Annotated in this window: 21 protein-coding genes, 7 tRNA genes, 3 rRNA genes and 1 pseudogene; 26 read left to right on the top strand and 6 right to left on the bottom strand. The window is 46.6% G+C overall.

All coding sequences use genetic code 11. The annotated features are described in order from the left end of the window. The first annotated feature begins 7 nt into the window (after positions 1-7). The 4 genes from atpD (at position 8) to priA (ending at position 5,358) form a co-directional block, all read left to right on the top strand. Positions 8-1,408, top strand: coding sequence for a F0F1 ATP synthase subunit beta (gene atpD, locus VC178_RS02995; RefSeq protein ID WP_112202554.1), 1,401 nt, complete (start codon positions 8-10; stop codon positions 1,406-1,408). A 21-nt stretch (positions 1,409-1,429) separates the two neighbouring features. Then, on the top strand, positions 1,430-1,846 hold the full coding sequence (locus VC178_RS02990; protein WP_215296084.1) for a F0F1 ATP synthase subunit epsilon: 417 nt from the start codon (positions 1,430-1,432) through the stop codon (positions 1,844-1,846). A 9-nt stretch (positions 1,847-1,855) separates the two neighbouring features. Continuing rightward, the gene (gene hemE / locus VC178_RS02985) at positions 1,856-2,974 is read left to right on the top strand and encodes a uroporphyrinogen decarboxylase (protein WP_416350533.1); all 1,119 of its coding nucleotides are present in this window, start codon (positions 1,856-1,858) and stop codon (positions 2,972-2,974) included. 260 nt (positions 2,975-3,234) lie between these two features. Beyond that, entirely contained in the window at positions 3,235-5,358 is a 2,124-nt protein-coding gene (gene priA, locus VC178_RS02980) for a replication restart helicase PriA (protein ID WP_323481545.1), read from the top strand. 3 nt (positions 5,359-5,361) lie between these two features. On the opposite strand, the gene gcvH is transcribed toward priA, so the two are convergent. Continuing rightward, complete coding sequence (gcvH, locus tag VC178_RS02975) at positions 5,362-5,754, bottom strand: glycine cleavage system protein GcvH (protein WP_215296087.1); 393 nt, start codon at positions 5,752-5,754, stop codon at positions 5,362-5,364. Positions 5,755-5,819: 65 nt separating this feature from the next. Between gcvH and VC178_RS02970 the strand changes: the two genes are divergently transcribed. Next, positions 5,820-6,464 (top strand): MBL fold metallo-hydrolase, encoded by a 645-nt coding sequence (locus tag VC178_RS02970; RefSeq protein WP_416350523.1) that lies wholly within the window; start codon positions 5,820-5,822, stop codon positions 6,462-6,464. Positions 6,465-6,482: 18 nt separating this feature from the next. Here the strand turns inward: VC178_RS02970 and VC178_RS02965 are convergent, their stop codons facing one another. The 3 genes from VC178_RS02965 to VC178_RS02955 form a co-directional block, all read right to left on the bottom strand. Next, positions 6,483-6,668: a hypothetical protein gene (locus tag VC178_RS02965; protein WP_215296088.1), complete on the bottom strand. Its 186-nt coding sequence runs from the start codon at positions 6,666-6,668 to the stop codon at positions 6,483-6,485. 41 nt (positions 6,669-6,709) lie between these two features. Next, entirely contained in the window at positions 6,710-7,852 is a 1,143-nt protein-coding gene (locus tag VC178_RS02960) for a fatty acid desaturase (protein WP_323481544.1), read from the bottom strand. An 82-nt stretch (positions 7,853-7,934) separates the two neighbouring features. Beyond that, positions 7,935-8,010, bottom strand: a tRNA-Arg gene (locus tag VC178_RS02955). 101 nt (positions 8,011-8,111) lie between these two features. On the opposite strand from VC178_RS02955, the gene VC178_RS02950 reads away from it, so the two are divergent. Then, positions 8,112-8,333 carry a hypothetical protein gene (locus tag VC178_RS02950; RefSeq protein WP_251370013.1) on the top strand — a complete coding sequence of 74 codons (222 nt, stop codon included), beginning with the start codon at positions 8,112-8,114 and terminating at the stop codon, positions 8,331-8,333. Positions 8,334-8,375: 42 nt separating this feature from the next. Here the strand turns inward: VC178_RS02950 and rsmI are convergent, their stop codons facing one another. Then, positions 8,376-9,281, bottom strand: coding sequence for a 16S rRNA (cytidine(1402)-2'-O)-methyltransferase (gene rsmI, locus VC178_RS02945; RefSeq protein ID WP_323481543.1), 906 nt, complete (start codon positions 9,279-9,281; stop codon positions 8,376-8,378). Positions 9,282-9,387: 106 nt separating this feature from the next. Between rsmI and VC178_RS02940 the strand changes: the two genes are divergently transcribed. The 3 genes from VC178_RS02940 to VC178_RS02930 are packed head-to-tail and all read left to right on the top strand — an operon-like array spanning position 9,388 to position 11,039. Next, on the top strand, positions 9,388-9,990 hold the full coding sequence (locus VC178_RS02940) for a phosphoheptose isomerase (protein WP_215296090.1): 603 nt from the start codon (positions 9,388-9,390) through the stop codon (positions 9,988-9,990). A gap of 28 nt (positions 9,991-10,018) precedes the next feature. Next, complete coding sequence (locus tag VC178_RS02935) at positions 10,019-10,669, top strand: BON domain-containing protein (RefSeq protein WP_215319458.1); 651 nt, start codon at positions 10,019-10,021, stop codon at positions 10,667-10,669. Positions 10,670-10,685: 16 nt separating this feature from the next. Next, complete coding sequence (locus VC178_RS02930) at positions 10,686-11,039, top strand: c-type cytochrome (protein ID WP_323481542.1); 354 nt, start codon at positions 10,686-10,688, stop codon at positions 11,037-11,039. A 33-nt stretch (positions 11,040-11,072) separates the two neighbouring features. Here VC178_RS02930 and VC178_RS02925 read toward each other — a convergent pair whose 3' ends face one another. Continuing rightward, positions 11,073-11,732, bottom strand: coding sequence for a GNAT family N-acetyltransferase (locus VC178_RS02925; protein WP_215296092.1), 660 nt, complete (start codon positions 11,730-11,732; stop codon positions 11,073-11,075). Between the two features lie 474 nt (positions 11,733-12,206). Between VC178_RS02925 and VC178_RS02920 the strand changes: the two genes are divergently transcribed. From VC178_RS02920 to rpoB, 17 genes and pseudogenes are all read left to right on the top strand, one after another. Beyond that, positions 12,207-13,739: ribosomal RNA gene (locus VC178_RS02920) — 16S ribosomal RNA — on the top strand. 59 nt (positions 13,740-13,798) lie between these two features. Beyond that, positions 13,799-13,875 (top strand) — tRNA-Ile (locus tag VC178_RS02915). A 30-nt stretch (positions 13,876-13,905) separates the two neighbouring features. Further along, a tRNA-Ala gene (locus tag VC178_RS02910) sits at positions 13,906-13,981 on the top strand. Between the two features lie 268 nt (positions 13,982-14,249). Then, a 23S ribosomal RNA gene (locus VC178_RS02905) occupies positions 14,250-17,123 on the top strand. Between the two features lie 105 nt (positions 17,124-17,228). Next, positions 17,229-17,342: ribosomal RNA gene (gene rrf, locus VC178_RS02900) — 5S ribosomal RNA — on the top strand. Together the 16S, 23S and 5S rRNA genes with 5 tRNA genes alongside form the textbook arrangement of a ribosomal RNA operon. A 104-nt stretch (positions 17,343-17,446) precedes the next feature. Then, a tRNA-Tyr gene (locus tag VC178_RS02895) sits at positions 17,447-17,531 on the top strand. 5 nt (positions 17,532-17,536) lie between these two features. After that, positions 17,537-17,610, top strand: a tRNA-Gly gene (locus tag VC178_RS02890). Positions 17,611-17,630: 20 nt separating this feature from the next. Continuing rightward, positions 17,631-17,705 (top strand) — tRNA-Thr (locus tag VC178_RS02885). 64 nt (positions 17,706-17,769) lie between these two features. After that, positions 17,770-18,960, top strand: coding sequence for an elongation factor Tu (tuf, locus tag VC178_RS02880; RefSeq protein ID WP_215296093.1), 1,191 nt, complete (start codon positions 17,770-17,772; stop codon positions 18,958-18,960). A 26-nt stretch (positions 18,961-18,986) separates the two neighbouring features. Further along, a tRNA-Trp gene (locus VC178_RS02875) sits at positions 18,987-19,062 on the top strand. A 20-nt stretch (positions 19,063-19,082) separates the two neighbouring features. Next, positions 19,083-19,460, top strand: a complete 378-nt coding sequence (gene secE / locus VC178_RS02870; RefSeq protein WP_215296094.1) for a preprotein translocase subunit SecE — start codon at positions 19,083-19,085, stop codon at positions 19,458-19,460. A gap of 7 nt (positions 19,461-19,467) precedes the next feature. After that, positions 19,468-20,040 (top strand): transcription termination/antitermination protein NusG, encoded by a 573-nt coding sequence (gene nusG, locus VC178_RS02865; RefSeq protein WP_087908791.1) that lies wholly within the window; start codon positions 19,468-19,470, stop codon positions 20,038-20,040. Between the two features lie 163 nt (positions 20,041-20,203). Further along, a complete protein-coding gene (gene rplK / locus VC178_RS02860) occupies positions 20,204-20,635 on the top strand; it encodes a 50S ribosomal protein L11 (RefSeq protein ID WP_011901890.1) in 432 nt (143 codons plus the stop codon). A 2-nt stretch (positions 20,636-20,637) separates the two neighbouring features. Beyond that, positions 20,638-21,339 carry a 50S ribosomal protein L1 gene (gene rplA / locus VC178_RS02855; protein WP_215296095.1) on the top strand — a complete coding sequence of 234 codons (702 nt, stop codon included), beginning with the start codon at positions 20,638-20,640 and terminating at the stop codon, positions 21,337-21,339. A gap of 237 nt (positions 21,340-21,576) precedes the next feature. Continuing rightward, positions 21,577-22,095 (top strand): annotated as a pseudogene (gene rplJ, locus VC178_RS02850) (50S ribosomal protein L10); the annotation flags it as partial. Between the two features lie 165 nt (positions 22,096-22,260). Continuing rightward, entirely contained in the window at positions 22,261-22,638 is a 378-nt protein-coding gene (rplL, locus tag VC178_RS02845) for a 50S ribosomal protein L7/L12 (RefSeq protein WP_068947688.1), read from the top strand. Between the two features lie 226 nt (positions 22,639-22,864). Then, a complete protein-coding gene (gene rpoB / locus VC178_RS02840) occupies positions 22,865-26,965 on the top strand; it encodes a DNA-directed RNA polymerase subunit beta (RefSeq protein ID WP_215296097.1) in 4,101 nt (1,366 codons plus the stop codon). The last annotated feature ends 1 nt before the right edge of the window (position 26,966 follow it).

Here is a 26,966-nt window from a genome sequence, read left to right as displayed (position 1 = left end):
GAAAGCGATGAGTAACGGAAATATCGTGCAATGTATCGGTCCAGTGGTGGACATTCAGTTCCCACGCGACAAAATGCCAAACATTTATGATGCGTTGACATTAGTTGAAAGCGGTGAAAAATCATTTGCTGAAAAAGGTTTGACCTTTGAAGTTCAGCAACAAATCGGTGACGGCGTAGTTCGCGCGATTGCAATGGGTGCAAGCGATGGCTTGCGTCGTGGCATGGAAGTGAAATCTACTGGTAAGCCAATTTCTGTTCCAGTTGGCCCAGCAACACTTGGCCGGATTATGGATGTATTGGGTCGCCCAATTGATGATGCAGGCCCAATTGCTACTGAAGAGCGTCGCGCTATTCACCAGCCAGCACCAAAGTTTGATGAACTATCCCCTTCTGTTGATCTGCTCGAAACCGGCATTAAGGTGATCGACTTGGTTTGCCCATTCGCTAAAGGCGGTAAGGTTGGCTTGTTCGGTGGTGCGGGTGTTGGTAAGACCGTCAACATGATGGAATTGATTAATAACATTGCTAAACAACACTCAGGTTTATCAGTGTTTGCTGGTGTTGGTGAGCGTACTCGTGAAGGTAATGACTTCTATCACGAGATGAAAGAATCTAACGTTATCGATAAAGTGGCGATGGTGTTTGGTCAGATGAATGAGCCTCCAGGTAACCGTTTGCGCGTTGCGTTGACAGGTTTGACTATGGCTGAAGCATTCCGTGACGAAGGCCGTGATATTTTGTTCTTCGTTGACAACATCTACCGTTACACATTGGCTGGTACTGAAGTTTCTGCCTTGCTTGGTCGTATGCCTTCTGCTGTGGGTTACCAGCCTACATTGGCTGAAGAGATGGGTAAGTTGCAAGAGCGTATTACCTCTACGAAGACGGGTTCTGTTACTTCTATTCAAGCCGTTTACGTTCCTGCGGATGACTTGACTGATCCGTCACCAGCGACAACCTTCTTGCACTTAGACTCTACTGTTGTTCTGTCACGTGATATTGCTGCTTTGGGTATTTATCCAGCGGTTGACCCACTTGACTCCACCAGCCGTCAGCTCGACCCGCAAGTGGTTGGTCAAGAGCACTATGAAGTAGCTCGCTCGGTTCAGATGACATTACAACGCTACAAAGAGTTGCGTGACATTATTGCGATTTTGGGTATGGACGAATTGTCTCCCGAAGACAAGTTAGCCGTGGCTCGTGCTCGTAAGATTCAACGTTTCTTGTCCCAGCCTTTCCACGTTGCTGAGGTTTTCACTGGTTCACCAGGTAAATACGTTCCATTGAAAGAAACCATCCGTGGCTTCAAGATGATCGTCAGTGGTGAGTTGGATCACTTGCCAGAGCAAGCGTTCTACATGGTGGGTTCAATTGATGAAGCCATCGAGAAAGCCAAGAAGCTTTAATCGATTTCATCTAGGGAAATTATGTCAACCATACGCGTCGATGTAGTAAGTGCTGAGCACTCTATTTTTAGCGGGGAAGCCAAATTTGTCGCGCTTCCTGGCGAAACTGGTGAGCTCGGCATTTTGCACGGCCACACTCCTTTGATCACACGTATTCGTCCAGGTTCAGTTCGTATTGAAAAAGCCGATGGTGACGAAGAGTTCGTTTTCGTGGCGGGTGGCTATTTAGAGGTTCAGCCAGACCACGTGACCGTATTAGCAGATACTGCTATTCGAGGCCATGATCTTGATGAAGCCAAAGCGCTCGAAGCTAAGAAGCGTGCTGAAGAAGCCATGCAAAACCGTGGCACCGATTTTGATTTGGCTTTGGCTCAGTCCGAGTTCGCTATGGCAGCTGCACAGTTGGCTGCTATCGCCCGCTTCCGTCGCAAAAAGTAAGCGCTGGTTATCCCCTTGCTGTTAAACGACCGTTTTTTAAAAGCCTGCTTGGGTGAAGCGGTTGATCAAACACCGCTTTGGCTCATGCGCCAAGCTGGGCGATACCTTCCTGAATACAATGCTACACGGGCTAAGGCAGGAAGTTTTTTAGGGCTTGCAAAAAATCCTGCATACGCGACTGAAGTAACACTTCAGCCCTTAGATCGCTATCCATTGGATGCAGCTATTTTATTCTCTGATATTTTGACTGTCCCAGATGCTATGGGATTGGGATTGAAATTTACTGCTGGTGAAGGCCCGAGCTTTGATCATCCGCTTCGTACTGAAGAAGCGGTTAAGAAATTACGCGTAGCAGATATGGGTGAGCTCAAGTACGTATTTGATGCTGTCTCTGAGATCCGTAAAGCTTTGATCCAGAATGGCAAACAACGCGTTCCTTTGATTGGCTTCTCAGGAAGCCCATGGACATTAGCTTGCTACATGATTGATGGTTCAAGTTCAGATGATTTCCGTCATGCCAAGACGATGATGTTTAGTCGCCCTGATTTGTTGCAGCATGTTCTAGATATCAATGCACAATCGGTTGCCGCTTATCTCACTGAGCAATTAAAAGCGGGCGCACAGGCGTTGATGATTTTTGATACTTGGGGTGGAATGCTGCCAGATGGTTGGTATCAAAAAATGTCTTTGGCCTCGATGCAAAAAGTGATTGCATTGTTACCGCGTGAGCATGAAGGTAGAAAAATTCCAGTGATCATGTTCACAAAAGGCGGTGGCATCTGGTTAAACGATATGGCACAAGTTGGCGCTGATGTCATTGCCATTGACTGGACTATGTCTCTCAGTCGCGCACGTAAACAGTTGCTGTCTTTAAATAAGCCTTTGGCGTTACAAGGTAATCTGGATCCTCTGATTTTGTTCTCAGAGCCTGAGCAGATCGCTCAGCAGGCAAGTACATTACTAGATGATTTGGCGAGTGCCCCAACTCTCAAGCCAGGTCTCCATCCATTGGATGGACATGTATTTAATCTGGGTCACGGGATCTCTCAATTTACCCCGCCAGAAAGCGTAACTGCTTTAACAGAAACCGTTATTCAGCACTCCAGGGCTCTTAGATCAAAGCAATAATCCATAGTATTTGCTAACTTTCAGTATTTTTAGACAAAAGTTATGCACAATTTTGGTCATAATTCAAAATTCAGTGAGATTCCGATTAAAGATGAACTTTAACTTTCGGAAGTTCTTATAAGTTATTGATTTATATGATTATCTGGCTATTGGGCTCAAAATGAGTGCTAGCACAGATTGCTGGTAAATTAGCTTATAAATCATCATTCTTGGATGATATCCACAGACTTATCCACAAGCAAAATAGAAAAAAGAAGTAAATGCCCTTACCCATTGTGGTTCAAGTAGTTGTCGATAAGCCCTTGGCCCAGGGTTTTGATTATTTGTGGAATAAAGAGGTGCTGGGGGCCGACCCAGAGATTGGCCATATTGTTGAAGTTCCTTTTGGGCGCTCAACTTTGGTTGGCGTGGTGATAAAAGTTAGTACTCACTCTGATTTTGATAAATTAAAGGGTATAACTAAGCTTTCCCCATTGCCGCTGCTAGATCCAGCGACACTCAGACTAATGAATTTTGCTAGCCAGTATTACATTCATGGACTTGGGGAAACCATCATTCCAGCAATTCCACAGATGTGGAAAAAGCCAGCAGATTGGGAAAAAATACCTGCAAAGTTAATGCTAGGCGAAACAAAGAAAAAGAAAAAAGAAGAGCCCAAACTAAGCGAGGGTTATATCAGCGAAGCGCAGTTAAATGAAGCTCAAGAGTTAGCCTTAAAAGATTTGCGAGCCAATGTCATTGCGCAAGAATTTAAAGTAGCCCTACTTCAAGGTCAAACTGGTAGCGGAAAGACCGCTGTGTTTTTAAATTGGCTAAAAACCATTCTTCAGAATGACAATTCTCAAGCATTAATTTTGGTGCCGGAGATTAACTTAACGCCACAGTTAGAGCGCAGGGTGCGCGTTTATTTTCCGGATAAGAAAATGGTAGTGCTCCATAGTGGCGTGAGCGAAAAAAAACGTGGCATTGCTTGGTATGAAGCGCTTACTGGAAAAGCGCAAATCATTTTGGGTACAAGATTGGCGGTATTAACTCCATTACCGAATCTACGTGCAATTGTGGTTGATGAAGAGCATGACCCATCTTATAAGCAACAAGATGGAATTCGTTACTCGGCTAGAGATTTGGCCGTTTGGCGTGCACACGATTTAAAGGTTCCGATATTGCTTTCTTCAGCTACGCCCTCACTTGAAACTTGGATGGCAGCCAAATCAGGACGCTATCAGTATCTGCGCTTAGACCAACGAGCACAGGGCGCGAGCCTACCAAAAGTGCATTTAATTAATACACGAGATCCACAGAATCAGTTTAGTCCTGGAGATATTGATAGGCCCACAGCAAAAATTTCATTGAGTAAGCCCTTGGTAAATGCAATGAATAAAAATTTGCAAGATAAAAAGCAAAGCCTAGTATTGATTAATCGAAGAGGCTATGCACCGGTGTTGAGCTGTAGTGCGTGCTCATGGTTATCGAAGTGTCAACAATGCAGTTCATATATGGTGATGCATAAGGCAGGCGCTTTAGGACGTAAGCCAGTGTTAAGCTGCCACCACTGTGGCTTGGTTAAGCCCATTCCTAGTCATTGTCCTGATTGTGGTAATGCCGATTTAAAAACGTTGGGCCAAGGTACCCAAAAGTTAGAGGATGCTATTGAAGAGGTCTGGCCTAAGGCAAGAGTTCTCCGGGTGGATACAGACTCTAGTCGCAAGAGCAAAGGTGCGGAGGAGCTGTTTCAAGAAATTCATGATGGGAATGTAGACATCGTAGTTGGCACTCAAATGATTGCTAAAGGACATGACTACCAAAACATTGGCATGGTTGCAGTGCTAGATGCGGATAGCCGTTTGTTCTCCCAAGATTTTCGAGCAGCAGAAAGACTATTTGCACAGCTCGTTCAGGTGGCGGGCAGAGCTGGAAGGGCTAACAAAGATGGAGAGCAGAGTGGTGATATTTATATCGAAACCCAATTTCCGGAAGCGGCAGTATTTCAGTATTTGTTAAGGCATGATGTTGATGGATTTCTATCTCACATTGCTAGCGAGCGAGATGAGGCTAAATTACCGCCCTTCTCTTATCAGGGCTTGGTCCACGCTGAAGCCAAGAGTTTGGATAAGGCAATTGGGTTTTTGAGTTCTATAAAAGCACGCTTAAGAGATCAGGGCCTGATTACACAGGGTCTCCGGGTCTACGACCCCGTTCCCAAAAGCATTATGCGGGTCGCTGGAAATGAGCGTGCTCAGCTGGTCATCGAGTCCGATGATCGTAGGCAACTGCAGGATGTTCTAGAGGCAATCGATCGCGATTTGCGAGATAGCTCTCAAGGACGCATTAGCAAACTTGAGCGCATTCGTTGGTTGATTGAGCGTGACCCAATCTCAATCTAATGTTTACGCTCCAGGGCCTGAGCTGTATTTTTCTAAACTCATGAGTTGATTGAATTCTGAAATAAGACTGTCGTCTGAGCTCGCTTTGATTTTGAATAACCAAACTGCATACGGTTTTTCATTGACAAGCTCGGGAGAGGCTTCGACTTCCGCATTGAGCTCAACAATTTCACCGCTCACTGGCGCATGAATATCGCTCGCTGCTTTGACAGACTCGATTACCGCAATGGCTTCGCCCTGCTTGACTAGTTGACCAATCTTAGGCGCTTGAAAGAACATTACATCTCCCAAGGCTTCTTGAGCATGATTGCTAATCCCAACCCACACTAGGCCATCACTTTCCATATCGGCCCACTCATGAGTTTCTGCAAATTTAAATGTATCTTGGCTGTTCATGTTTTATCCTTTGAGAACATTTTATGCGTAGTCCCATAAACTAGCTTTGATTGAAAAATTCACATATGCCAATTAAATTAGGAATTGTCCCAGTTACTCCGTTTGAGCAAAACTGCTCGATTCTGGTCTGTCAGGAGACTGGGGATGCTGCCGTGGTTGATCCAGGTGGTGATATTGAAAAGATTCTTGATGGTGTTCAACAAATGGGCGGCAATGTAAAAAAGATTTTGTTGACCCATGGACATTTAGATCACTGCGCCTGTGCTAAAGATTTGGCTGATCAGTTGGGCGTTCCCATTGAAGGCCCCCAGGAGGATGAACGTTTTTGGATTGAGCGGTTGCCTGAGCAGACTGTGCGTTTTGGTTTTGGTCATGCAAAAGTATTTGAGCCAAATCGTTGGCTCAATGATGGCGATCATGTTCAAGTTGGCAATGTTAATTTAGAAGTATTGCATTGCCCTGGACATACGCCGGGCCACGTTGTCTTTTTTGACAAAGAAGATCGTCTAGCCATCGTGGGTGATGTTCTGTTTGCAGGTTCAATTGGCAGAACAGATTTTCCGCGCGGCAATCATGCTGACTTGATCAACGCAATTAAAACAAAACTTTTGCCGCTTGGGGATGATGTGCAGTTTGTACCCGGACATGGGCCCATGTCTACATTTGGACAAGAACGCAAAACTAACCCCTATGTTGGGGATGGCACTTAAAACAGTAAAACGAAAAAATTAGGCTTTTGCTGAACCGGTACGGTGGGTACGGTTATAGAGGCAGCTAGCGCAAATCCAGCGTTGCTTACGATTGCTAGTCGGAATCCATGTGCCACCCTCAAGTCGTTTTTCGCGACTGCAAGAAGAGCAAAACTTAAGGCTCTGGGAAGAATCTTGGGTAACTGCTGGAGTCGAGGTAGTCATGGGCAATCCGGGTAAGGCAAATCTTTATACAGAGGTCTATTTTACCCGTTTTGTCCTGCTGGTATTGGGGTTAAGACAACCCGGACAGAATCGGCTGTCTTGTTACCGTCAAAATCCAGCCAAGCCTTGTTTTCAAAGTCGTAGAGCTTGCATTTGCGAGCGGTATCAAAATACCAGCCCCAAGAGAACTTTTGAACAAAAATACGCTCTGGAAGGATGGTTTCAAGGGTTTTTTGGGCCTCTGTGAGACGATAGAGGGGCACGCTCATGTCTACGTGATGGGCAGTGTGCTCCATGATATGGTGCATTAAAGCACCCCAAATCCAGTTAAAAGTCAGGTGAACTGTAGTTGACACAAAAGGCTGGGCGCGGAGCCATTCAGATTTTTTGTCATACCAAGAGACGGAAGGATGGGTGTGGTGAACATAGACCACAAATCCAATCATGCCATTCCAGAATAAGAATGGCACTGCAAAACCAGTCACTAAACCCACCAAAATGGATTGATCGGTAGCGATTGCGCCGGCAATGAGACAGCCAATCCAGACTATTCCGAAGGCGCTTACGAGCAAATTATCTTTAAGGAAAATGGGGCGGTCGCCAGGTTTGTTATGTGCATTGGGGAAGTATTCACGTCTCCACCAAATTTCAATAAGGTAGTAGAAAACAGGGCCCCAACCACTGCGATACAGGCGCTCTAGAGCTTTCCGGCCAGGGGACAGTGCGTCATATTCTGCTTTTGATAACGGCGCCCAAACAAAGTCAAAACCCTTCAAATTGGTTTGGCCGTGGTGCACTACGTTATGGCCAACATCCCAAAGGCTATATGGAGTCAGGGATGGCAAGAATGCAATGCGACCCAACACCTTATTGAGCTCACGACTCGGTGTGAAGCTTTGATGGCATGCATCGTGACCCAAAATAAAAATGCGACCGGTTACAAAACCAGCAACCACCCCAAAAATGATTTTGAGCAGAACGTTCTCAACGAAAATCGTCCCAGCGATACAGCTGAGCCATAAAAAAGCATCGATCATGAGCAACATGATCGCGCGCCCAGTTTCACCTTGTGCCATTGGAATTAACCAACTCCGAATAATCTTTCGGTGTGGCAAGGGCGCCTCAGGATGCAAAGGATTTGTCAGAGAGGGCTCTGAAAGGGCTGAATTTAGATGTGTAGACACGATAAGAATCAATAATTTAGACCCAAATGATAGCGGTTTTCATAGTTTTGCGCATAATGTAGGTCAAATACCCCTTCTGTTTTGGCGCGCCCGGCAGGAATCGAACCTGCGACCCTTGGCTTCGGAGGCCAATACTCTATCCACTGAGCTACGGGCGCCAGGAAAACTGGCTACCCCGCTATTGTAAGTGCCTCTATCCTTGCTCTCTAGTTATAATCACCGCAAATCAACCCTACAACGCATTAAAAGATAAATTCTTATGAGCAACGAGCACGGAAACCTTATTAAGTCCCCAAAACAACTCATCATCGTGGTGTTTGCAAGCTTTTTTGTGCCCTTGATTATTATTTTGTTGTTGATGGTGTTTGTGAATAACGGTAAGCGTGGCGATTCTTCTAGCACCTCCGAAGCGCTTATTAAGCCGGTGGCCCAGTTGAATGTGCAAGAGGCCAGCAGCACACCGGCCCCTAATGCCAAATAAAATTTTTTAGTATTCGAAAAAGCTGGCTATATGCCAGCTTTTTTATTGCTCTGAATTGCTATCTTTCGCGTCAAGTGCAATTTGATAGGCATCTTTTTTTGTTAAGCCCAACACTTGTGAAAGTACTGCTGCGATCTCTTTGCTGCCTAGATATGGGTTTAATGCATTTGCCCAACGCATTAGAGAGGCATGCTCTGGAGCCTCGTCAGCATTGGCGTGGCGCCCTGCAATCAGTATGATGAATTCACCTTTAAGGCTCTCAGCATTTTCAATCCAAGATTCAATTTCTTGGGCCTGAATGGAAACAAGTTGCTCAAATTTTTTAGTGAGCTCACGGCAAATAAAAACTTGGCGCTCTTTTTCTAATGACCCGGCAAGAAACAGAAGTGTTTCACGAATATTGTGCGGTGACTCAAAGAAGATGCTCGTTTTTTTGCTGCTGCAAATATCGTGCAAAAGCACATCGCGGTCTTTAGTTTTATGTGGCCAAAAACCCAAGAATTGAAATTGACCATCGGAGTTGAGCATGACAGACCCCGATACAGATATGGCGCAGGATACCGAGCTGGCACCAGGAATCGGAATGACACGAAAGCCGGCTTTTTGCACTTCGTCTACAAGTCGAGCGCCAGGATCTGAAACCCCGGGAGTCCCAGCATCCGAAATATAAGCCCAGCGCTCATCGTTGGCTAGGTGTTGGATCACTGTTTGGGCGCCGCCAAGCTCATTGTGCGCATGCAAGGCCAAACATTTTTTATGAATGCCAAATTGCTGCAGTAGTGCGGCACTATGTCTAGTGTCTTCACAAGCGATGCCATCTACTGAATTTAGGACGTGAAGTGCGCGTAAGGTAATGTCACCTAAATTGCCAATCGGCGTAGCAATCATATACAAGGCCCCAGCAGGTAAATCCTGTTGCTTTAAAAAATCCAATGAGCCTAGTTCCATAGGGATATTGTCTGCTGAAGGTTAATCAATAAGCAAGAGAATACGTTGCTTTTGAGTTAAGCTGATTGCATCAGAATTTAGGCTTGCTTTGGCGCATAATATTGCTATGGATAAAGACACTATTGAACGTTTGCGCAAGCGCGCCTCTCAACATTTTTTAGACAGTATTGCGGTAAAGCAAGAGGCTGAAAAAATTCTTCCAGAGTCTGTGGCACATGGTGTGCAGGCGATGGTCGATTGTTTGAAGGCTGGCGGTAAAGTGATGGCTTGTGGCAATGGTGGCTCGGCAGCAGATGCACAACACTTTGCCGCTGAGTTGATGGGTCGATTTGAAAGAGAGCGCCAAGAGTTGGCTGCAGTTGCACTGACAACGGATACCTCGATCCTGACTGCGATTGGCAATGATTACAGCTATGACGAAGTCTTCAGCAAGCAAGTGCGTGGCCTTGGAAAAAAAGGCGACATTCTCTTGGGAATTTCGACGTCTGGTAACTCTAAGAACGTAATTAAAGCAATCGAAGCTGCAAAAAAAATTGGGATCAAAATTATTGCGCTTACTGGCAATGGCGGTGGAAAGATTGCGGCACTACTGGATAAGGATGATATTCATTTATGTGCGCCCTCAACTCGTACTGCGAGAATTCAAGAAACTCACTTAGTTTTACTGCATAGCCTGTGTGATGGCGTTGATCATATTTTGCTCGATTAATTTTTTTAAACACGCTAAAGAAATGCATATGCAAATTCAATCTTTCAGAAAATTAGTCATTGCTGTAGTAATGACATCTCAATTATCTGCATGCGGAGTTTTGGCTGTAGGTGGCGTTGCTGCGGGTGCAAGCGTCATGGCTGATCGTCGTACTCCAGGAGTGCAAGCAATTGATAATGGTATTGAGTTGGAGGCGAATGCTGCGCTTGGCAAAAAGTTTGGTGATAACGCACACATTAACGTGGCCTCATTCAATCAAAAAGTATTGCTGACAGGCGAAGTAAAAGATGCTGGTATCAAAAGCGAAGCAGGCGCATATGTAAAGGCGATGAAGAACGCGCGCACCGTTTTTAATGAATTGATCATTGGCTCTAACAGCACATATACAGCACGTGCTAACGATTCTTATCTTGAGTCGAAAATAAAAACCCAGATGATCTTTACAGATCAATTGCCATCAAACTCTATGTCGATTATTGCCGAGGGATCAAGCGTCTATCTGATGGGCATCTTGACGCAGAACGAAGCTGACTTAGCAAAAAAAGTAGCTAGCAATACAAATGGTGTGAAAGATGTTTATGTTTACTTTGACTTAATTTCTGTAGAAGAAAAAAATCGTCTAGAAAAGCAAGGCAAGGCCGATCAAACAACGCCAAACAGCCCGCCTAAATTCCAGTAATTTTTTTGGGTTAGTGATGTCCGCAATGCGAGTAATTGTAAAAATAGTTTTTATATTTACAGCGCTTGCTTATTTCATTCCCCATGCGCATGCAGACAGCGAGGATCAAAAAGCATTTACGCTTGCAAAGCAAAATGCTTGCTTAGGTTGTCATGCTCTTGACAGAAAAATAGTGGGACCAAGCTTCCAATCCGTTGCGCAAAAATATAAAAGCAATCCAAATGCGCAAGCATTTTTGAAAAATAAAATCGCTAAAGGTGGTGCAGGCTCTTGGGGGGTTGTGCCCATGCCCGCGAATTCAAAGTTAAATGAAGCGGATTTATCTTTACTGGTTAGCTGGATATTGCGGGGTACACCGAGTCAAAATTGATGTGAGAATTCAGCGCGCATCAATCTATTTAGCTCAGCGTGCGTGACGAGGTCTGCCTAAGAACCACCACCAAGCTTGATTCGCCAACTTCAAGTTTTCTTTTAGGGCGTAATCAAAGTCTGCCCACTGCTCATTAGCGGCCTCCTCAACAATCGTCCCAGAGTTTGCTGGTGGCAATTTGAGATACGCATCAGCATCACCGTAGGCATATTCAACTGTCATGCCAGCTTTTTGAGCTAGATGCATCATTGCTTTGTTGTTAGCTAGGCAGTGAACATAAAGCGTTTGAATATTGCTATTACGTGAGTGCACTGCAGAGCGTTGCAGCAGAGCGGTTCCAAGCCCCTGCGCCCTTCCCTCTGGCAATACGGATACGCCAAATTCAGCGGCGTGAGCTTGCCCTTTGATTTCAGGCAAATACGCTAGATGCGCCATGCCAATGAGCCTTAAATCATGGTCAAAGACGCCAAAAACAGCATCTCGCTTGAAATTAAGGCTCTCAACATAGTGATGAATAACTTCATCAGGGGTCTGGGTGCCAAAACGTAAGCGACGATCTTCAGCGCCCAACTGCAATAGATGGTTCAGAATTTCTGACCTGTGGCCTGCATGAAGCTCTCGAACTGGCACGGCCTTCCCTGCCATATAAGGCTGGGTAGATAAGTGATCGTTTGCTAAGTTATTATTGTGCATAGCAACATTTTAGCAGAAAAGCAGGAAAAATTAAGGGTTTTCCCTAGGGTGTGGACTATCTGCAAATAAGCATCAAAAATCTAGGTTTAGCGCCCTTCCTTTTTACGCAAAAGCTCTAAAAAGAGGAAATATCTAAAAAAGTTGAAAAATTTTTCAAAATTTATCCCATTGATTTCATTGGTTTTATTTGAAAAGTCAGAAAAATCTTCGTCTTTTATAGGAAAAAGAGTGGGAAAGGTGTTGACAACCCTATTCGGGTATGTCATAGTCTCGCTTCTTCGCTGAATGTTTTTGAAAAACGATACAGCCCTCTTTAAAAATTAGTCAACCGATAATTGTGGGTACTAGGCGAAAGCATCCAGTCCTTCGGGACAGATGTAAACAAATAGTACTCATAGACAGTAAAAAGATTTGGTTTTATTACCAAGTCAATTTCTTGAATGAGTGCGACGATCCGCAAGGATCACAGGAATTGAACTGAAGAGTTTGATCCTGGCTCAGATTGAACGCTGGCGGCATGCCTTACACATGCAAGTCGAACGGCAGCACGGGTGCTTGCACCTGGTGGCGAGTGGCGAACGGGTGAGTAATACATCGGAACGTACCTTATCGTGGGGGATAACGCAGCGAAAGCTGTGCTAATACCGCATACGCCCTGAGGGGGAAAGCGGGGGATCGAAAGACCTCGCGCGATTAGAGCGGCCGATGCCTGATTAGCTTGTTGGTGGGGTAAAAGCCCACCAAGGCGACGATCAGTAGCTGGTCTGAGAGGACGATCAGCCACACTGGGACTGAGACACGGCCCAGACTCCTACGGGAGGCAGCAGTGGGGAATTTTGGACAATGGGGGCAACCCTGATCCAGCAATGCCGCGTGAGTGAAGAAGGCCTTCGGGTTGTAAAGCTCTTTTGTCAGGGAAGAAACACCGGCTCTAACACAGTCCGGGAATGACGGTACCTGAAGAATAAGCACCGGCTAACTACGTGCCAGCAGCCGCGGTAATACGTAGGGTGCGAGCGTTAATCGGAATTACTGGGCGTAAAGCGTGCGCAGGCGGTTATACAAGACAGGCGTGAAATCCCCGGGCTTAACCTGGGAATGGCGCCTGTGACTGTATAGCTAGAGTGTGTCAGAGGGGGGTAGAATTCCACGTGTAGCAGTGAAATGCGTAGATATGTGGAGGAATACCAATGGCGAAGGCAGCCCCCTGGGATAACACTGACGCTCATGCACGAAAGCGTGGGGAGCAAACAGGATTAGATACCCTGGTAGTCCACGCCCTAAACGATGCTGACTAGTTGTTCGGGATTTACATCCTGAGTAACGTAGCTAACGCGTGAAGTCAGCCGCCTGGGGAGTACGGTCGCAAGATTAAAACTCAAAGGAATTGACGGGGACCCGCACAAGCGGTGGATGATGTGGATTAATTCGATGCAACGCGAAAAACCTTACCTACCCTTGACATGTCACTAACGAAGTAGAGATACATTAGGTGCTCGTAAGAGAAAGTGAACACAGGTGCTGCATGGCTGTCGTCAGCTCGTGTCGTGAGATGTTGGGTTAAGTCCCGCAACGAGCGCAACCCTTGTCTTTAGTTGCTACGCAAGAGCACTCTAAAGAGACTGCCGGTGACAAACCGGAGGAAGGTGGGGATGACGTCAAGTCCTCATGGCCCTTATGGGTAGGGCTTCACACGTCATACAATGGTGCATACAGAGGGTTGCCAACCCGCGAGGGGGAGCTAATCTCAGAAAATGCATCGTAGTCCGGATCGTAGTCTGCAACTCGACTACGTGAAGCTGGAATCGCTAGTAATCGCGGATCAGAATGTCGCGGTGAATACGTTCCCGGGTCTTGTACACACCGCCCGTCATACCATGGGAGTGGGTTTTGCCAGAAGCCGTTAGCCTAACCGCAAGGGGGGCGACTGCCACGGCAGGGTTCATGACTGGGGTAAAGTCGTAACAAGGTAGCCGTATCGGAAGGTGCGGCTGGATCACCTCCTTTCTAGAGAAAAGATGCTGGAGCTATAGTGCCCACACTTATCGGTTGACAATAAAAGCCACGGGTCTGTAGCTCAGCTGGTTAGAGCACTGTGTTGATAACGCAGGGGTCGTAGGTTCAAGTCCTACCAGACCCACCAATCAGCGTTGATATGGACTTAGTGGACGTTGGGGGATTAGCTCAGCTGGGAGAGCACCTGCTTTGCAAGCAGGGGGTCGTCGGTTCGATCCCGTCATCCTCCACCAACATCTAAATGTCAAAACTAAGCGAATACTGAATCGTTTAGTTTTGCCATTTATGGCTGTTCTTTAAAAATTTGAGTAAGCAAAGTGTCAAATGTTTCTTTGAGAGGACATTTGACAATGTAATAAGGGTAAAGATTGAATCATCAATCAGTAATATCAAACGAGTTTTACAAAGTTCTTAACAAGTACTTACAGTTTGGATTACGGCAAACATGTCAGAAGTAGAAGTAAAACCTGTAACAGGTGCTAGCAATGGTGCTCGTTATAGGATCAAGTGAATAAGTGCACATGATGGATGCCTTGGCGATTACAGGCGACGAAAGACGTTATAACCTGCGATAAGCCCCGGGGAGCTGGTAAATAAGCTTTGATCCGGGGATTTCTGAATGGGGAAACCCACCACTTTTGTGGTATCCATACCTGAATACATAGGGTATGAGAAGCGAACCTTGTGAACTGAAACATCTAAGTAGCAAGAGGAAAAGACATCAACCGAGATTCCCAAAGTAGTGGCGAGCGAAATGGGAAGAGCCTTCTAGTGATAGCTCAGTAATTAACAGAATGGAATGGAAAGTCCAACAATAAAGGGTGATAGTCCCGTATGTGAAAATTATTGAGTGGTACTAGGCTAGAGACAAGTAGGGCGGGACACGAGAAATCCTGTCTGAATATGGGGGGACCATCCTCCAAGGCTAAATACTCGTAATCGACCGATAGTGAACAAGTACCGTGAGGGAAAGGCGAAAAGAACCCCGGGAGGGGAGTGAAATAGATCCTGAAATTGTGTGCATACAAACAGTAGGAGCCTCGTAAGGGGTGACTGCGTACCTTTTGTATAATGGGTCAGCGACTTACATTCAGTAGCAAGCTTAACCGAATAGGGAAGGCGTAGCGAAAGCGAGTCCGAATAGGGCGCTAGTTGCTGGGTGTAGACCCGAAACCAGTTGATCTATCCATGGCCAGGTTGAAGGTGCGGTAACACGTACTGGAGGACCGAACCCACTAACGTTGAAAAGTTAGGGGATGAGCTGTGGATAGGGGTGAAAGGCTAAACAAAACTGGAAATAGCTGGTTCTCTCCGAAAACTATTTAGGTAGTGCCTCGTGTATCACTGTAGGGGGTAGAGCACTGTCATGGTAGTGGGGTCCATTGCGGATTACTGCGCCATAGCAAACTCCGAATACCTACAAGTGCAAGCACGGGAGACAGACATCGGGTGCTAACGTCCGGTGTCAAGAGGGAAACAACCCAGACCGCCAGCTAAGGTCCCTAATATATGCTAAGTGGGAAACGAAGTGGGAAGGCTAAAACAGTCAGGAGGTTGGCTTAGAAGCAGCCATCCTTTAAAGAAAGCGTAATAGCTCACTGATCGAGTCGTCCTGCGCGGAAGATGTAACGGGGCTAAGCATATAACCGAAGCTGCGGATCACAGCAATGTGATGGTAGGAGAGCGTTCTGTAAGCCTGTGAAGGTGTCTTGTAAAGGATGCTGGAGGTATCAGAAGTGCGAATGCTGACATGAGTAGCGATAAAGGGGGTGAAAAGCCCCCTCGCCGTAAGCCCAAGGTTTCCTGTTCAACGTTCATCGGAACAGGGTGAGTCGGCCCCTAAGGCGAGGCAGAGATGCGTAGCTGATGGGAACAAGGTTAATATTCCTTGACCATTGTTAGATGCGATGGGGGGACGGATCGCGGAAAGTTGTCCGGGTGTTGGATGTCCCGGTTCTTGCGTTGGAGATGGCTATTAGGTAAATCCGGTAGCGTAATTCAAGGGCGTGAGACGAGCGAATTTATTCGCGAAGCAATTGGAAGTGGTTCCAAGAAAAGCCTCTAAGCTTCAGTCTAACAAGACCGTACCGCAAACCGACACAGGTGGGCGAGATGAGTATTCTAAGGCGCTTGAGAGAACTCAGGAGAAGGAACTCGGCAAATTTGCACCGTAACTTCGGGATAAGGTGCGCCCTTGTAGTTTGACCGTGAACAACGGAAGGACGAAAGGGTTGCAATAAAAAGGTGGCTGCGACTGTTTAATAAAAACACAGCACTCTGCAAACACGAAAGTGGACGTATAGGGTGTGACGCCTGCCCGGTGCTGGAAGATTAAATGATGGGGTGCAAGCTCTTGATTGAAGTCCCAGTAAACGGCGGCCGTAACTATAACGGTCCTAAGGTAGCGAAATTCCTTGTCGGGTAAGTTCCGACCTGCACGAATGGCGTAACGATGGCCACACTGTCTCCTCCTGAGACTCAGCGAAGTTGAAATGTTTGTGATGATGCAATCTACCCGTGGCTAGACGGAAAGACCCCATGAACCTTTACTGTAGCTTTGCATTGGACTTTGAATCGGTCTGTGTAGGATAGGTGGGAGGCGTTGAAAGCGGAATGCTAGTTTCGCTGGAGCCAACCTTGAAATACCACCCTGATTTATTTGAGGTTCTAACCTTGGCCCGTTATCCGGGTCGGGAACAGTGCATGGTAGGCAGTTTGACTGGGGCGGTCTCCTCCCAAAGTGTAACGGAGGAGTACGAAGGTACGCTTGGTACGGTCGGACATCGTACCTAAAGTGCAATGGCAAAAGCGTGCTTAACTGCGAGACCGACAAGTCGAGCAGGTGCGAAAGCAGGTCATAGTGATCCGGTGGTTCTGTATGGAAGGGCCATCGCTCAACGGATAAAAGGTACTCTGGGGATAACAGGCTGATACCGCCCAAGAGTTCATATCGACGGCGGTGTTTGGCACCTCGATGTCGGCTCATCTCATCCTGGGGCTGTAGCCGGTCCCAAGGGTATGGCTGTTCGCCATTTAAAGAGGTACGTGAGCTGGGTTTAAAACGTCGTGAGACAGTTTGGTCCCTATCTGCCATGGGCGTTGGAGATTTGACGGGGGCTGCTCCTAGTACGAGAGGACCGGAGTGGACATTCCGCTGGTGTACCTGTTGTTTCGCCAGAAGCATCGCAGGGTAGCTATGAATGGAAGAGATAACCGCTGAAAGCATCTAAGCGGGAAACTTGCCTGAAGATGAGATCTCCCGTAGGTTTAACCTACATAAAGGGTCGTTGAAGACCACAACGTTGATAGGTCGGGTGTGGAAGTGCAGTAATGCATTAAGCTAACCGATACTAATTGCCCGTTAGGCTTGATCCTATAACCAGCACTATTGTGTTGGATGTTTGCCAGATTTATTCTGCATCCTTATTACATGCTTACTCAAATAGAGTTGTTGATTTATCAGCAACTCAACCCTCTACGCCCGGTGACCATAGCGAATTGGAACCACTCCTTCCCATCCCGAACAGGACAGTGAAACGATTCTACGCCGATGATAGTGCGGATTACCCGTGTGAAAGTAGGTAACTGCCGGGCACCAATGCGACGCCCAGACCCCTTTAGGTCTGGGCGTTTTTACTTGTGCAAAGCGTTAGAGAGATTGACAGATACTCCGTTTGGAGTCAGAATATTGGGTTCGCGGAGGGGTGTCCGAGCGGCTAAAGGAGGCAGACTGTAAATCTGTTGGCTACGCCTACGTAGGTTCGAATCCTACCCCCTCCACCAGATGTGCGGGATTAGTTTAATGGTAAAACAGCAGATTTCCAATCTTCGGTCAAGAGTTCGATTCTCTTATCCCGCTCCAGATTTGTTGTATTAGATTTCGCCCATGTGGCTCAGTGGTAGAGCACTCCCTTGGTAAGGGAGAGGTCGGCAGTTCGATCCTGCCCATGGGCACCATGTTTGATTTTATTAATTGTGTATTTCGTGTTTGGTTTAAGAGTTAACTAAAGGCAGAACAAAAATGGCAAAAGAAAAATTCGAGCGGACAAAACCGCACGTAAACGTAGGCACTATCGGTCACGTTGACCACGGTAAAACGACTTTGACAGCAGCAATTGCAACTGTGCTCTCAAAAGCATTCGGTGGCGAAGCAAAAGCATATGATCAGATCGATGCTGCTCCAGAAGAAAAAGCCCGTGGTATTACGATTAATACTGCGCACGTTGAGTATGAGACTGCAAACCGTCACTACGCTCACGTTGACTGCCCAGGACATGCTGACTACGTTAAGAACATGATTACAGGTGCTGCTCAGATGGACGGCGCTATTTTAGTTTGCTCTGCAGCTGATGGCCCAATGCCACAAACGCGTGAGCACATCCTCTTGGCACGCCAAGTGGGTGTTCCTTACATCGTGGTGTTCTTAAACAAGTGCGACATGGTTGATGATGCTGAATTGCTCGAGTTAGTTGAAATGGAAGTGCGTGAACTTCTGTCTAAATATGACTTCCCAGGCGATGACACACCGATCATCCAAGGTTCTGCTAAGTTAGCCTTAGAAGGCGACGAAGGCCCATTGGGTAAAGAAGCCATCATGAAATTGGCTGAAGCCCTTGATACTTACATCCCAACTCCAGAGCGTGCCATTGATGGTGCGTTCTTGATGCCAGTAGAAGACGTGTTCTCTATCTCTGGTCGCGGCACTGTAGTGACTGGTCGTATTGAGCGCGGTATCGTTAAGGTTGGCGAAGAGATTGAAATCGTTGGTATCAAACCAACATTGAAGACTACTTGTACTGGTGTTGAAATGTTCCGCAAATTGCTCGACCAAGGTCAAGCAGGCGATAACGTGGGTATCTTGTTGCGCGGTACAAAACGTGAAGAAGTTGAGCGCGGCCAAGTATTGGCTAAACCTGGTTCAATCACCCCCCATACTCACTTTACAGCCGAGGTCTATATCTTGGGTAAAGATGAAGGTGGCCGTCATACACCATTCTTTAACAACTATCGCCCTCAGTTTTACTTCCGCACAACGGACGTAACGGGTTCTATTGAGTTGCCAAAAGACAAAGAAATGGTCATGCCTGGTGATAACGTCACGATTACCGTCAAACTCATCGCCCCTATCGCGATGGAAGAAGGTTTACGTTTTGCGATCCGTGAAGGTGGCCGTACTGTTGGCGCCGGTGTGGTTGCAAAGATTTTGGCTTAAGTAGTTTTGGTAATGAGTTTTTATAAAGGGGTGTAGCTCAATTGGCAGAGCGTTGGTCTCCAAAACCAAAGGTTGGGGGTTCGATGCCCTCCGCCCCTGCCACGATTTGAACTGAAAGTAATATGTCTCAACAAACTGCAAGTCATTCTGAAGAAAAGAGCAGCTGGGTCTCTGGACTCGCTGCTTTAATCGTCGTTGCTGCGTTAGTGCTTTACTACACGCTCATCGACCAATCTTTATTGGTGCGCTTGGGTGTATTGTTCGGTGGCATTGCAGCTGCGGTTTTGATTGTGGCGATTTCACCCGATGGGCGTCGTTTTATCGCCTATGCAAAAGATTCTTGGTACGAAGTAAAAAAGGTTGTTTGGCCGACTCGTAAAGAGACTACCCAAATGACTCTAGTCGTATTTGGCTTTGTTCTGATCATGTCCTTGTTTTTATGGATTGCAGACAAATTGATTGAATGGCTAGTTTTTTCAGTCCTTTTAGGCTGGAAGTGAGTAAAACATGATTGATTCTGAAGTAGCTGCAAATCCACAAGCTACCGGCAATATGCGCTGGTACGTAATCCACGCTTATTCTGGAATGGAAAAGAGCGTTAAAAAAGGCCTTGAGGAGCGTATTGCACGTTCTGGCATGCCTGAGAAATTTGGCCGTATTTTGGTCCCATCCGAAGAGGTGGTAGAGATCAAATCTGGCACAAAATCAGTCACTGAGCGCCGTTTCTTCCCAGGTTATGTCCTGATTGAGATGGAAATGACCGATGAAAGCTGGCATTTGGTGAAAAATACCCCAAAAGTGACCGGTTTCGTGGGAGGTGTTCGTAACCGTCCAAGCCCTATTTCTACTGCTGAAGTCACCAAAATCATGGATCAGATGCAGGCTGGCGTGGATAAACCGAAGCCCAAGACCCTGTTTGAGGTGGGTGAGATGGTTCGCGTGAAAGAAGGCCCATTTACAGACTTCAACGGAAACGTTGAGGAAGTGAACTATGAGAAGTCAAGATTACGCGTTTCTGTTACAATCTTCGGTCGCGGTACCCCAGTTGAGCTGGAGTTTGGCCAAGTAGAAAAGATGTAAAAACAAGGACTTAGTCCAGTTTTGTAAGTGAAATAGTTGTTTTAAGTGGTTATTTGGTTTTAGTAATTAACCGAGGAGCGGAGCTAGAAAGCCAAAAACTAGCAAAGCGTTTACTCAACGGCGGTCTTTCCTAATGAGGTTAGGCGCGCTTTAAGGAGCACACATGGCAAAGAAGATTATTGGCTTTATCAAACTGCAGATCCCTGCAGGCAAAGCAAATCCATCACCACCCGTAGGTCCAGCATTGGGTCAACGCGGCCTGAACATTATGGAATTTTGTAAGGCGTTTAATGCTCAAACTCAGAGCATGGAACCTGGCCTGCCAATTCCAGTCGTGATTACAGCATTCGCTGATAAGAGCTTCACATTCATCATGAAGACTCCTCCAGCAACCATCATGATCAAGAAGGCTGCGAAGATCGAAAAAGGATCACCACGTCCTCATACCGACAAGGTAGGAAAAATTACCCGTGCTCAAGCGGAAGAAATCGCTAAAGCAAAAATGCCAGATTTGACAGCAGCCGATATGGACGCAGCTGTTAGAACAATTGCTGGTAGCGCCCGTTCCATGGGCATCACTGTGGAAGGTCTCTAATCATGACTAAATTATCTAAACGCGTAAAAGCAATTCAATCTAAGGTTGATCGCAACAAGTTCTATTCATTGGAGGATGCATTGAGCCTCGTTAAAGAGTGTGCAACTGCTAAGTTCGATGAGTCCATCGACGTTGCTGTTCAGTTGGGTATTGATGCTAAGAAATCTGACCAAGTTGTGCGTGGCGCAGTAGTGCTCCCAGCTGGTACAGGTAAGCACGTTCGTGTTGCTGTTTTTGCACAAGGCGAGAAAGCCGAACAGGCTAAAGCCGCTGGCGCAGAAATCGTTGGCATGGAAGAACTTGCTGAACAAATTAAAGGCGGCAAAATTGATTTTGACGTTTTGATCGCATCACCAGACACAATGAAAATTGTTGGTACCTTGGGTCAAGTATTGGGCCCACGTGGTTTGATGCCAAATCCAAAAGTGGGAACTGTGACTCCTGACGTAGCTACTGCAGTGAAGAATGCAAAAGCGGGTCAAGTGCAATTCCGTGTGGACAAAGCCGGTATCGTGCACGCAAGCATTGGTCGTCGTTCATTCGAGCCAACTGCACTAAAGTCCAATTTGCTTGCGTTGCTTGAAGCTTTGAATAAAGCAAAGCCGCCTGCATCTAAGGGAATTTATTTAAAGAAGGTTGCCGTAAGCAGCACCATGGGTGCAGGCGTACGTGTTGACCAAGCATCGTTACAAGCGGCTCAATAAGTAGCTTGTAACAAAAAAGAACTTTGGGTCGGCTCCTGCTCTTTGAGTGAGAGTCGAACATCAAAGACCGTTGGTGAATTAGTTGCTAATACAGAGTTAATTCTTAATCGTTACGAAAGTAATAGCCAGCGCAGATGGCGACCCTGAAAAGATTTTCACAAGAGTCTTTGTGAACAAATGATCAGACGCTGGTGTGTAACCCCAACTGGAAACAGTTGGTTTTTATGGAGTTAAACCGTGCCTTTGAATGTACAAGACAAAAAAGCGATTGTTGCTGATGTCGGCGCTCAATTGGCTGGAGCCCAAACTGTCGTGCTCGCTGAATACCGTGGTATTCCAGTAGAGCAGTTGACAAAGCTACGTGCTAGCGCACGTGACCAAGGTGTCTATCTTCGCGTTTTGAAGAACACATTGGCACGCCGTGCTGCACAAGGCACACAGTTTGAGCCTCTTGCTGATTCGATGGTTGGCCCCTTGATTTACGGCATCTCTGCTGATCCGATTGCTTCGGCAAAAGTATTGCAGGGCTTTGCTAAGACTCAAGATTTGCTAGTCATTAAAGCTGGCTTATACAACGGCAAGTTGTTAGATGTTGCGGGTGTAAAAGCTCTCGCAACAATTCCAAGCCGCGACGAGTTGTTATCTCAGTTGTTAGGTGTGATGTTGGCACCTGTTTCTGCGATGGCTCGCGTATTGGGCGCAGTAGCAGCACAAAAGGCAGCTGGAGCACCTGCTCCTGTAGCCGAAGCTCCAGCACCTGTAGCAGAAGCAGCAGCCCCAGCAGCAGTCGTTGCTGAAGCCGCAGCTCCTGAAGCAGCCGCTGAGCCTGCAGCCGCAGCCCCAGAAGCTGGAACAGAAGCAAAAGAAACCCCTGCCGCTGAATAAGCGACAGATTAACTATTTAAGTATTAGGAGCTAAAAATGGCGATTACTAAAGAAGAAATCATTGAAGCAGTAGGTAGCATGTCCGTTATGGATTTGAACGACTTAGTCAAAGCGTTCGAAGAGAAGTTTGGCGTTTCAGCTGCAGCGATGGCTGTTGCTGGTCCTGCTGGTGCAGGCGGTGGCGGTGCTGCTGCTGAAGAGCAAACAGAATTCACTGTGAACTTGCTCGAAGCTGGCGCAAACAAGGTTTCAGTAATTAAGGCAGTTCGCGAAATTACTGGTCTTGGCTTAAAAGAAGCTAAGGACTTGGTTGACGGTGCACCAAAGCCAATCAAAGAAGGCGTTGACAAGAAAACTGCTGAAGAAGCTAAGAAGAAGCTTGAAGAAGCTGGCGCTAAAGCAGAACTCAAGTAATACAAACTTCGCTAGCGCTTCTCAAAAAGGAGCGTTAGCTATGTTGGGTTTGACCATTAGTGGTCAAACCCGATTTCATTTTTGATTGAAATCGGGTTTGCCTTCTGATACGACTGCAGAATGCAAGTTTGGTCGGACACTAAATCGAACGGTTTAGTGTTGTCCGCCAGTGATTGGTAGTGGCCAATCGCCAAATCTTTGTACAGTCGCTGAATTCGGAGATGAAATGAACTATAGCTTCACCGAACGCAAGCGAGTCCGTAAAAGCTTTGCTAAGCGAGTAAATAACCACCAGGTTCCGTACCTGATCGCAACGCAGCTGGAATCCTACGCTAAATTTTTACAGGCTGAAAAGCCAGCCATGTCTCGCCTTACAGAGGGACTTCAAGCTGCCTTTACTTCAGCATTCCCAATTGTGTCTAACAACGGCTACGCACGTATGGAATACGTGTCTTACCAGTTATCACAACCCCCATTTGACGTTAAAGAATGTCAACAGCGTGGTTACACATATCACTCTGCCTTACGCGCAAAAGTTCGCTTGATTATTTATGATCGCGAAGCGCCTACTAAGGTGAAAGAGGTAAAAGAGAGCGAAGTCTACATGGGTGAAATTCCACTTATGACAGAAAATGGCTCTTTTGTAATCAATGGTACTGAGCGTGTGATCGTTTCTCAGTTACACCGTTCTCCAGGCGTGTTCTTTGAGCACGATAAGGGCAAAACCCATAGTTCCGGTAAGTTGCTGTTCTCAGCACGCATTATTCCTTACCGTGGTTCATGGCTCGATTTCGAGTTTGATCCAAAAGATATTCTCTATTTCCGCGTTGACCGTCGTCGTAAGATGCCTGTCACCATTTTGCTCAAAGCAATTGGTTTAAACAACGAACAGATTCTTGCAAACTTCTTCAACTTTGATCATTTTGCATTGACCGCCAATGGCGCTTCGATGGAATTTGTTCCAGAGCGCTTGCGTGGCCAGTTGGCTAACTTTGATGTGCTCGATAAGAATGGCGTCGTTGTCATTCAAAAAGACAAGCGCATCAATGCAAAGCATATTCGCGAACTTGAAGCTGCTAAGACAAAAACAATTGCTGTACCAGATGACTATTTAGTTGGTCGTGTAGTTGCACGTAATATCGTTGATCCAGATTCTGGTGAAATCTTGGCGTACGCTAATGATGAAATCACTGAAGAGTTATTGGCTACATTGCGCGATGCTGGCATCAAGCAATTGGAAACCATTTACACCAATGATTTAGATTCTGGTGCGTATATTTCTCAGACACTGCGTACTGATGAAATTGCTGATCAAACAGCGGCACGTATTGCCATCTACCGCATGATGCGCCCTGGTGAGCCTCCAACAGAAGATGCTGTTGAAGCTTTGTTCCAGCGCTTGTTCTATAGCGAAGATACTTACGACTTATCTCGTGTTGGCCGTATGAAGGTCAATAGCCGTTTGAACCGCCCAGAAATGGAAGGTCCAATGGTTCTGTCGAATGAAGATATTCTCGACACGATTAAGTCCCTCGTAGATTTGCGTAACGGCAAAGGCGAAGTAGACGATATCGATCACTTAGGTAATCGTCGTGTACGTTGCGTTGGCGAATTGGCAGAAAACCAATTCCGTGCTGGTTTGTCACGTGTTGAGCGTGCGGTTAAAGAACGTCTCGGCCAAGCCGAAACAGAAAACCTCATGCCGCATGACTTGATTAACAGCAAACCAATCTCTTCTGCGATTCGTGAGTTCTTCGGTTCTTCACAGTTATCCCAGTTTATGGATCAAACCAACCCACTTTCAGAGATCACGCACAAGCGTCGTATTTCTGCATTGGGACCTGGTGGTTTGACACGCGAGCGCGCAGGTTTCGAAGTGCGCGACGTGCACCCAACCCACTACGGACGTGTTTGCCCAATTGAAACTCCAGAAGGACCAAATATTGGTCTGATCAACTCACTCGCGCTATTTGCACGTTTGAATGAGCATGGTTTTTTAGAGACTCCGTACCGTAAGGTTTCCAATAGCAAGGTAAGCGATGAAGTGGTGTACCTCTCTGCGATTGAAGAAGCGAAGTATGTGATTGCTCAGGCCAATGCCACGATCGACAAAAACGGCAAGTTAGCTGACGAATTGGTTTCTGCTCGTCAAGCTGGTGAGACCATGATGGTTAGCCCAGAGCGTATCGATTTCATCGACGTTGCTCCTAGCCAGATCGTTTCTGCTGCAGCCTCACTCGTTCCATTCTTAGAGCACGATGATGCGAACCGTGCGTTGATGGGTGCGAACATGCAGCGTCAAGCAGTTCCTTGCTTGCGTCCAGATAAGCCATTGGTTGGTACAGGTTTAGAGCGTATTGTTGCAGTTGACTCCGGCACTGTTGTACTGGCTAACCGCGGCGGTATCGTAGATTACGTTGATGCAAACCGTGTGGTGATTCGTGTAAACGATGATGAAACTGCAGCTGGTGAAGTAGGTGTGGATATTTATAACCTCATCAAGTACACCCGTTCAAACCAAAATACCAACATCAATCAACGTCCAATCGTAAAAGTTGGCGATCGTGTAGCCCGTGGCGACGTCGTTGCTGACGGTGCATCTACCGATTTAGGTGAATTGGCTTTGGGTCAAAACATGACTGTGGCATTTATGCCATGGAACGGTTACAACTTCGAAGACTCAATCTTGATCTCTGAGAAGGTTGTTGCTGATGACCGCTACACCTCTATTCATATTGAAGAGTTGTCAGTAGTTGCACGTGACACCAAGCTTGGTTCAGAAGAAATTACACGCGATATATCCAATTTGGCTGAGTCACAACTCTCTCGTTTGGATGAGAGCGGTATTGTGTACATCGGTGCTGAAGTTGAAGCTGGTGACGTATTGGTTGGTAAGGTAACTCCAAAGGGCGAGACAACTCTCACTCCTGAAGAAAAGTTACTGCGTGCGATCTTCGGTGAAAAAGCATCTGACGTGAAAGATACTTCTTTGCGCGTTCCTTCAGGAATGATTGGTACCGTTATCGATGTTCAAGTCTTCACCCGTGAAGGTATTGAGCGCGATGCCCGTGCCCAGTCCATCATTCAAGAAGAACTCCAACGCTATCGTTTGGACTTAAACGACCAGTTACGTATTGTTGAAGGCGATGCCTTCATGCGTTTAGAAAAGCTGTTGGTTGGCAAAGTTGCTAATGGCGGCCCTAAGAAATTAGCTAAAGGCACCAAGATCGACAAGGATTACCTTGCTGATTTGGACAAATACCATTGGTTTGATGTTCGTCCGGCGGATGATGATGTTGCCTCTCAAGTTGAGGCAATTAAATCTTCCATCGAAGCGAAGCGTAAACAGTTTGATGAAGCTTTTGAAGAGAAGCGTACCAAGCTTACCCAGGGCGATGATTTACAGCCTGGTGTAACCAAGATGGTTAAGGTGTACTTGGCAGTGAAACGCCGCTTACAGCCTGGTGACAAGATGGCCGGTCGTCATGGTAACAAGGGTGTGGTTTCTAAAATCGCTCCAGCAGAAGACATGCCATTTATGGCTGACGGACGCCCTGTAGACATCGTCTTGAACCCATTGGGTGTGCCTTCCCGTATGAACGTTGGTCAGATCTTGGAAACCCACTTAGGTTGGGCAGCTCAAGGTATTGGTAAGCGTATCGACGAGATGGTTCGTGAGCACGCTAAGCAAACTGAATTACGCAAGTTCTTCAAGCAGCTTTACAACGAAACCGGTCGCATTGAAGACATCGACAATTTCACTGATGAGCAGATCACTGTTTTGGCAGAGAATCTTCGCCAAGGCTTACCATTTGCAACACCAGTGTTTGACGGCGCCACTGAAACAGAAATCGGACGTATGCTCGAGTTGGCTTATCCAGAAGAGGTTGCAAAATCTTTGAAGATGACCCCTTCACGTCAGCAAATGATTTTGTGCGACGGCCGCACTGGCGATCAGTTTGAGCGTCCAGTGACTGTTGGTGTCATGCATGTCTTGAAACTACACCATTTGGTCGACGACAAGATGCACGCACGTTCAACCGGACCTTACTCATTAGTAACGCAACAGCCATTGGGCGGTAAAGCCCAGTTTGGTGGTCAGCGCTTTGGTGAGATGGAAGTTTGGGCCCTCGAAGCATACGGTGCTTCATATGTCTTGCAGGAAATGCTGACAGTGAAGTCCGATGACGTCGCAGGCCGTACCAAGGTTTACGAAAACATCGTCAAGGGCGAGCACACGATTGATGCTGGCATGCCCGAATCCTTCAACGTACTGGTAAAAGAAATCCGTTCGTTGGGTATTGACATTGACATGGAGCGCAACTGAT

It is taken from the genome of Polynucleobacter sp. AP-Sanab-80-C2, from assembly GCF_035012965.1.
Taxonomy (GTDB): Bacteria; Pseudomonadota; Gammaproteobacteria; order Burkholderiales; family Burkholderiaceae; genus Polynucleobacter.
Note: the sequence above shows the minus strand (reverse complement) of the source record. Positions and strands in the feature narration are given on the sequence as shown.

Bases quoted from the DNA above. Each gene is read 5' to 3' on its own strand.
- atpD (WP_112202554.1), top strand. From the start codon at position 8: ATGAGTAACGGAAATATCGTGCAATGTATCGGTCCAGTGGTGGACATT.
- VC178_RS02990 (WP_215296084.1), top strand. From the start codon at position 1,430: ATGTCAACCATACGCGTCGATGTAGTAAGTGCTGAGCACTCTATTTTT.
- priA (WP_323481545.1), top strand. From the start codon at position 3,235: ATGCCCTTACCCATTGTGGTTCAAGTAGTTGTCGATAAGCCCTTGGCC.
- gcvH (WP_215296087.1), bottom strand. From the start codon at position 5,754: ATGAACAGCCAAGATACATTTAAATTTGCAGAAACTCATGAGTGGGCC.
- VC178_RS02970 (WP_416350523.1), top strand. From the start codon at position 5,820: ATGCCAATTAAATTAGGAATTGTCCCAGTTACTCCGTTTGAGCAAAAC.
- VC178_RS02965 (WP_215296088.1), bottom strand. From the start codon at position 6,668: ATGACTACCTCGACTCCAGCAGTTACCCAAGATTCTTCCCAGAGCCTT.
- VC178_RS02950 (WP_251370013.1), top strand. From the start codon at position 8,112: ATGAGCAACGAGCACGGAAACCTTATTAAGTCCCCAAAACAACTCATC.
- rsmI (WP_323481543.1), bottom strand. From the start codon at position 9,281: ATGGAACTAGGCTCATTGGATTTTTTAAAGCAACAGGATTTACCTGCT.
- VC178_RS02940 (WP_215296090.1), top strand. From the start codon at position 9,388: ATGGATAAAGACACTATTGAACGTTTGCGCAAGCGCGCCTCTCAACAT.
- VC178_RS02935 (WP_215319458.1), top strand. From the start codon at position 10,019: ATGCAAATTCAATCTTTCAGAAAATTAGTCATTGCTGTAGTAATGACA.
- VC178_RS02930 (WP_323481542.1), top strand. From the start codon at position 10,686: ATGTCCGCAATGCGAGTAATTGTAAAAATAGTTTTTATATTTACAGCG.
- VC178_RS02925 (WP_215296092.1), bottom strand. From the start codon at position 11,732: ATGCACAATAATAACTTAGCAAACGATCACTTATCTACCCAGCCTTAT.
- tuf (WP_215296093.1), top strand. From the start codon at position 17,770: ATGGCAAAAGAAAAATTCGAGCGGACAAAACCGCACGTAAACGTAGGC.
- secE (WP_215296094.1), top strand. From the start codon at position 19,083: ATGTCTCAACAAACTGCAAGTCATTCTGAAGAAAAGAGCAGCTGGGTC.
- nusG (WP_087908791.1), top strand. From the start codon at position 19,468: ATGATTGATTCTGAAGTAGCTGCAAATCCACAAGCTACCGGCAATATG.
- rplK (WP_011901890.1), top strand. From the start codon at position 20,204: ATGGCAAAGAAGATTATTGGCTTTATCAAACTGCAGATCCCTGCAGGC.
- rplA (WP_215296095.1), top strand. From the start codon at position 20,638: ATGACTAAATTATCTAAACGCGTAAAAGCAATTCAATCTAAGGTTGAT.
- rplL (WP_068947688.1), top strand. From the start codon at position 22,261: ATGGCGATTACTAAAGAAGAAATCATTGAAGCAGTAGGTAGCATGTCC.
- rpoB (WP_215296097.1), top strand. From the start codon at position 22,865: ATGAACTATAGCTTCACCGAACGCAAGCGAGTCCGTAAAAGCTTTGCT.